The following is a 917-nucleotide window of genomic DNA, read 5'->3' as shown; positions in this document are numbered from 1 at the left end:
AGGATATGAGATCAGACACAGCATGGGCCTGATACGTGGCAAGAGTGATCCGTTGGATGCAGCGCGTATACGGGAGTACGGCGAACGATATGCCGACAAGCTGAACGACACACACTTTACCTCCGAGACAATCTACGAGCTCAGGGAGCTTTATGCGACCAGGCGTTTGCTTGTACGGCAACGCAAACTGCTCCAGACGATGCTCAAGGGCGATGACTGCCGTCCCGAGAAGAGTGATACTGCACAGATAATAAAACGGGAGATGATGGAGCAACTCAACATCCAGATCTCGTCTCTTGAACAGAAGATGGCCCAGTTGATCGACGACGATGACAACTTGTCTAAGACCTCCGTTATAGCCCAGAGCATACCGGGAATCGGTCCGGTCACTGCGACAGAACTGATAATAAAGACCGATAACTTCAAGAGGATCAGCACAGCAAAGAAATGTGCCACGCTCGCAGGTATCTCACCTTTCCCGAACGCCACAGGCAAATCTGATAAAGGGAATCATGTGTCTCACATGGGCGATAAACAATTAAAGTCCCTGCTGTTTATGTGTGCGCGCTCGGCAGTAGTGCATTTTGAGAAGATGCGTGTCTACAAGATGAAGAAACATGAGATCGAACACAAACACATATATGTGGTCCTCAACAATGTGGCTAACCGTTTGTTGAAAATCCTCTATGCACTCGTGAAAAAGGGAGAACTATATGACCCGACCTACCTGCCAAGAGACCCGAGATTAAAAATTGAGTATTAACATATTTTTACACTAATTTCTATCTAAAGTAACTATTCAGCGGACACGCTAAGGCGATAATGTGGAATAGACATCACCATTATAAGTAAATTCAACCTGCTGATTTTATAGTAATTAGCTGCAATTTTATTTGGTAAAGTCAAATAAGTTTTGT

1 protein-coding gene is annotated in these 917 nt (G+C 45.0%); it reads left to right on the top strand.

Features of this window, described 5'->3' with window-relative positions:
- Window positions 1-763 (top strand): transposase (locus tag QGT73_RS17315; RefSeq protein WP_280123257.1); only part of this gene is annotated, 763 nt, incomplete at its 5' end.
- Window positions 764-917: the final 154 nt, after the last annotated feature.

The sequence above is a fragment of the Duncaniella muricolitica genome, assembly GCF_910574735.1.
Taxonomy (GTDB): Bacteria; Bacteroidota; Bacteroidia; order Bacteroidales; family Muribaculaceae; genus Duncaniella; species Duncaniella muricolitica.
Note: the sequence above shows the minus strand (reverse complement) of the source record. Positions and strands in the feature narration are given on the sequence as shown.